We start from the raw sequence: 5528 nt of genomic DNA, 5'->3' as shown, positions 1-5528 counted from the left end.
AGTATGAGAATAGGCGCTTTAGCGCCAACTGGGGAATTGTTGCAAGAGGAAGAAATTCAGAGCACGAAAGTGCTGCCGGTAACAGCCCCTTATAGGGGCAAAACAAACCACCGGCTAAGCCGGTGGTTCTGATTTAATTTAAAACAAAGTTAACGTATAAATGGTGTACATTTCATGATATCCGTATATATAAGGCATAAATCATGAAACATGCACCATAGTTAATTATTTAACACTGTTTGATGATTTTGTATGTCTTTTTATCTCTAGTATTTTTTTCTCTGGAGATTCTTGATTCTAACCTATAACCATATTCTGCTAAATGATTGTTTATAGTCTTAACAGTTTTCGAAGTTGAACCATCTTTATTTTTGAAATTCAAGTCCTTCGCCAACATATCAAGTTCATCTTTGAGTAATTCCCTGTTTCCATATTTAGCAAAGCACTTCTGAATTCTTTGTGCTAATAGTTTTCGTGTTTCTTCTCTCTCCTGGTCTTTCAGTGCTGCTTGAATTCGCTTTTCACTTTCGATTCGATTATTTTCTTTTTTGAATTCTTCCTTTACTTTATCCAAGCCCTTTACCGGCGGAAGAAGAACACTATTATCTGAATGGGTTAGCAGTTGATAAATGTGTCCGAAGTGATAGTTAAATATATTCTCACCATCTAAGCTATCAAATTCAAACAATTCTTCATAGGCTTTTTTCGTGTATCTACACTGTTCGATTCTAAACAGGTTCGGCTCGGAATCTTCGCCACTATTATTTCGTTTAGCTTCTTCGCCATTTATTATTCTTTGTGAATCTCTGATTCTATTTTTAATGTCTCCTAATTCCGGCACAATGAATGTAATCTCTAATTTCTCTTTATCGTTTCTGTTTTTTGTACGTATTCGCCCGATCATCTGAACCACCGAATCGTAATTCACATAATCTATGATTACACGCTTTACCTGCCTATCACGAATGTTAATGCCGTTATCTAATACTTTGGTCGTAACTAGCACATCTTTATTGAATTTTTCATTGTCTACAATACGTTCCCTTTCTTCGTGGTCAATAAATCTACTGAACCCGTCTGTATCATAGAGGCTACATAGAAAGGCACCCCCCTTATATTTTTTATCTAATAAGGATTTACCATCTGCCATTCCCTTGACAATCAAGGCATATCGTTTATTGTTGGCGAAGTATATCATTTTATTGTGTGGATTGCTTAACTTTACTTGTTCGCTAATGAATTTGTCTTTATCCTTTTCATGAATGTAGTTAAATATAAAGTGATTGTTTACGTGTTGAATGATATTATCATCTTCTTCCGGTATGGTCATATATTCACTGTCGCAATTATCTATTTGTTCTTGAATGCCCGGCGTCAATTGTCTTAGCAAATCAACTTCCTTCATTCTCTCAAAATGTTCAATATTGTTTTTTGCTTCATACGCCCTTACAGCGTCAATAAACGCTTCAGGTGTAGCGGTCATGAATACTTTTATCCCGTTACAATGGTTAAAAAGGTATTCAAATTCTTTTTCGGTATTATCGTTAAATTCAGAATCACTTGTGAAATAGTGAGCTTCATCTAAAATCAGATAGTCTACTTCTCTAATATCTCGCTCTACGAATTCTTCCGTTCTTCGGAAATACTCATCAACTAATTGTTGTGATAACCCCGTACGCTTCCTGAAGTTATTTTTGAATTTTCGTCTTTTCTCTTTATCGGTTTCAAATAAAATATTCCCAATTATTTGATAACAATATGTCAATGTATTGTCAATAATATCTCGGTCATTACTTCCATTTTTATTTTTTTGTGCTTGGGTACGCTTCACGTATTTTTTGTTTTGATCTTTTAGCAGTGAACGGTTCGAAAGAATGGCTACCTTTTTCCCCGTACCCAATAAGTAGTCATACACGAAACTAGTTTTGCCGCTTTCTAATGGGGCTGTTACTAGGATATTTTTATATCCCATTTCGTTTAGGGAATTTACTCTGTTAAATAGCCGCTTGCCATCAACAAAAAGGCGATTATCTGATTGTCTCGTGTTTCTTCTACTCATGTTCCCCGCTCCGTTATAAAAGTTAAAATGTAATGCCGTTCTCTAACAGTGAAATAGGGAAGGAAATCCCTTCCCTAAATATTCACCATTATATCAAAATCTCAATCGGCTTTAAATCTCCCCGTATCGTCTCGCAATCGTGTTCGAACCTAATTCTTTTTGCCGGTTCATGTCTTTAACACTGGCATAAAAGTAATAGGCACTATCCACTAAGATTTGAATATTGAATCGCCAATCTTTTTTTATGTCTCGCTTATGGTTGGGCTTCTTTCCCATGCGATGAAGGCAAGGCGTGAAATGAAATTCTATGTCTCGCTTCATATCTTCTAAGTAAATAGTAGCTATGGCTATATCTGTTTTCTTGCTCTTGCTTTTCTGATAAATCACTACACGATTTCCGTTATTTTCTGTCTTTATGTCCAGCCCGATTCGGTTCATCTGATCGTATAGTTTTAAGTACTGATCCACAAATACATTCACATATTCAAAATCAATTCCACAATTCATTTTCTCTTGTTGCTTATCTATTTTTATTGCTCCTTTTGATTATCTACAAGTTTATTAACATTAAGGTAATAGGTGGCTATGCTTCTATAAAGTGTTTCCACATCATCTTGTACTGTTCTGTTTTTAAATTTCTTCGGCTTCGCTTCGGCGTATCGTTTTCTATACGCCACATAGGAATCAATGTTAAAGCACATCGGATAGTATTTTTCACTTGCTAAGTGGATAAGAACGACCGCTTTATTTTCGTTCATTTCCTTATCGAAGTAGTAAATAACGACTTTCGTTCCTCTATCTTGTACTTTGCTTCGAAGCCCTATATAGTTCATGTTTTCCTTTAATCCCTTATAGTCTTTTACGTTTTGAATTGGCAATAGTTTCTCTCCTAACTTTGTTATTCTAATTTTATATCTATTCAAGGCTCTAGGATCTAATTTAAGGCGTTTTAATTGTATATTGATAGTTGTACTTGCCTAAAAATAGAAAAAGGCTATTGTTGTTTAGCACAATAGCCTTATGAATTTGTTATGGTTCATCGAAAAAAGAAGTTGAATTTTAATGACGTTCATCGCCTAAGCAGTTTATTCTCTGCTTTATGTTTCGTCTCTCCGGCTTGCCTTGTAGTGGAACAATATGTAGGCTTCGCCTTTATGGTCAGTTGGTTTGTTTATGTCTCGTACTCTTCACTAAATAACTTTAGTAACATCACCTTCCTAATTTAATCTATTTTTGTGAACATCAGTCTCTCTTATTCTCTTTTCACTTATATTATACCCATTTAGGCAAGCGTTAACAAGTTTTCTTTAAATTTTTTGTCTTCTATAACCCGCATGGTTAAGCCGTTTATTTCTGTAATAGAACTGTAATATAAGGCCGTTGATTCGTTTTTTTGTGCTTGTTTTCCCGCTTTTCCCGCTCGCTATCATGATCTAAAATAAAAACCCTAACATAAGCGTTAGGGCATCTTCCTTAATAGTCAGTTAGGAAATCTTCTAAATCAATATCTTCATAATCAAAGAACGGTTCTTCTTCACAATCAATTGGCGGATCGTATTTAGCATCTTGATTCGTAAGAACAAAGGTAAATACTAAGTTTGCGAATTGGTGAACGGGTATGTGCCAATCTTGCTTCCGCTCCCCTACTGTATTGACTTGTGAATAGTAATAATCCCGAAGGTTATCAATGTTGAATTGTACTTGTGCCGGTGATCCTAACGAAGTATCAATTTCTGCCAATATACTTCCGCTTTCGCTAACGGTAATGGTATCTTTGGCGAAAGTTGTTGCACAGCCGCAAAATTCCATACACTCTTCAAATTCTCTATAATTCATTCAAATTCCTACCTTTCATGTTTCTTTTTTTGTTACTTCTTCTTATTTGAGGCTCTCACGTCCATTTTAAGGCGTTTTAATCTTTTATAGATGGAATTATATTCCTGTTTATCTATAACGCCTTATATTTGATTGTACAGTCTTATATGGTTATATTATCCTTGTTCCTAATCCTTAAGCGTTGATTATCTGTATTCTTCTTCCGTATAAGCCCTTTTATAGGCGAAGCGGTCCTGTGCGAACGTAACAGGTCATTTTCATCGATCTGAATATACTTTTTCGTCGTGTTCAAATTGCTATGACCCATGACCTTTTGAAGATAAAGAAGATTCCCTTCATGGCGAAGGTATTCTGTTCCGAAGAAGTGGCGTAGTTGATAAGGTGTTACCTTTACGCCTGCTAACTTCGAATAACGCTTCATGTTATTTCTTAGGACGTGGGTTTCCATTTCTTCGCCGTCTTCCGTTAAGAATAGATGGTCTTTGTTCTCCCATTGGCTTAGGACAATTTCCCGAAGACTAACAAGGCTGTTTTTCACTTCATCAGATATAGGCGTGATCCTATCTTTTTTCGTTTTCGTAATGTCTTTTGTGAGGAAGATATATCCCTTCTGTAAATCTACATGATCCACCTTAAGGCGTACCACTTCCGCCGGACGTATGCCGGTATCTGCCATTAGCAGAATCATTGTCCTATCTCGCTTACCTACATAACTGTAAGAAGGTATAACCGCCAACAAGGCTTCCAGTTCTTCAATACAGGTAGGCTTCGGCTGGTCATCTTCTTTTCGCCTTGTGATCTTTAGTTCCTTAATTGGATTTGCTTTCAGTATCTCTTCTTCAATAAGAAAATTGAAATAGCAATTCAAGTGTGCCCTTTGGTTATTGAACGCCATATCAGAATACCAATTGATCTTATAGAAGAAGTCCGCTGTTTGCTCTAGGAGATTGTCATAATCCATAGGCTTTTCAGTTTGGTGCTCAAAGTTCATGAATATTTTGCGATAACTTTCTAAGGTAATTTCTTTAATGCCGTTCACTTTCTTAGACAACAAAAAACGCATCTGCAACGTGTCTAGTTTAAATTGACTTTTCTTCATACCACCCTCTTTTCATACTCCAATGTTTAGAGGTTAAAAGAATTCGGATATAAAGTAAGTTATTTAAAATCTAAACACGCAACAAATGCGTATTTTGCAATACTTACAGCAAAAAAGCTATAAGTAAACTTGCTTTGGCGTACCGCAAAGGATTCGAACCCTCGACCTTCTGGTCCGTAGCCAGACGCTCTATCCAGCTGAGCTAGCGGTACAAGTGGAGCGGAAGACGAGATTCGAACTCGCGACCCTCGCCTTGGCAAGGCGATGCTCTACCACTGAGCCACTTCCGCAAATGGTGGAGGAGAGTGGATTCGAACCACTGAAAGCTGAGCTAACGGATTTACAGTCCGTCCCCTTTGGCCAACTCGGGAACTCCTCCCTATGTGATTGTACATTTTAAGTAAAATTGGCGACCTGGATCGGACTCGAACCGACGACCTCCAGCGTGACAGGCTGGCATTCTAACCAACTGAACTACCAGGCCAGGTTGGTGGGCGCAATAGGGCTCGAACCTATGACCCCCTGCTTGTAAGG

At 37.1% G+C, this 5528-nt stretch carries 5 protein-coding genes and 4 tRNA genes; all 9 read right to left on the bottom strand.

Annotated features, from left to right (window positions below; translation table 11 throughout):
* Window positions 1–229 precede the first annotated feature (229 nt).
* The 9 genes from DG046_RS09440 to DG046_RS09400 all read right to left on the bottom strand — a co-directional run bounded on the left by DG046_RS09440 (window position 230) and on the right by DG046_RS09400 (window position 5478).
* A complete protein-coding gene (locus DG046_RS09440) occupies window positions 230–2059 on the bottom strand; it encodes a helicase-related protein (protein ID WP_108832248.1) in 1830 nt (609 codons plus the stop codon).
* 111 nt (window positions 2060–2170) lie between these two features.
* The gene (locus DG046_RS09435; RefSeq protein ID WP_108832247.1) at window positions 2171–2566 is read right to left on the bottom strand and encodes a hypothetical protein; all 396 of its coding nucleotides are present in this window, start codon (window positions 2564–2566) and stop codon (window positions 2171–2173) included.
* 23 nt (window positions 2567–2589) lie between these two features.
* Window positions 2590–2937 (bottom strand): hypothetical protein, encoded by a 348-nt coding sequence (locus DG046_RS09430; protein ID WP_108832246.1) that lies wholly within the window; start codon window positions 2935–2937, stop codon window positions 2590–2592.
* 595 nt (window positions 2938–3532) lie between these two features.
* Window positions 3533–3895, bottom strand: coding sequence for a hypothetical protein (locus DG046_RS09425; protein ID WP_108832245.1), 363 nt, complete (start codon window positions 3893–3895; stop codon window positions 3533–3535).
* Window positions 3896–4037: 142 nt separating this feature from the next.
* Complete coding sequence (locus tag DG046_RS09420; RefSeq protein ID WP_108832244.1) at window positions 4038–4994, bottom strand: tyrosine-type recombinase/integrase; 957 nt, start codon at window positions 4992–4994, stop codon at window positions 4038–4040.
* 135 nt (window positions 4995–5129) lie between these two features.
* Window positions 5130–5206: transfer RNA gene (locus tag DG046_RS09415), tRNA-Arg, on the bottom strand.
* A gap of 3 nt (window positions 5207–5209) precedes the next feature.
* Window positions 5210–5284, bottom strand: a tRNA-Gly gene (locus DG046_RS09410).
* Between the two features lie 3 nt (window positions 5285–5287).
* A tRNA-Tyr gene (locus DG046_RS09405) sits at window positions 5288–5373 on the bottom strand.
* Between the two features lie 28 nt (window positions 5374–5401).
* Window positions 5402–5478 (bottom strand) — tRNA-Asp (locus DG046_RS09400).
* Window positions 5479–5528: the final 50 nt, after the last annotated feature.

Source organism: Aedoeadaptatus coli (genome assembly GCF_900343085.1).
GTDB lineage: Bacteria > Bacillota > Clostridia > Tissierellales > Peptoniphilaceae > Aedoeadaptatus > Aedoeadaptatus coli.
This window is presented reverse-complemented; position numbering and strand designations above follow the sequence as displayed.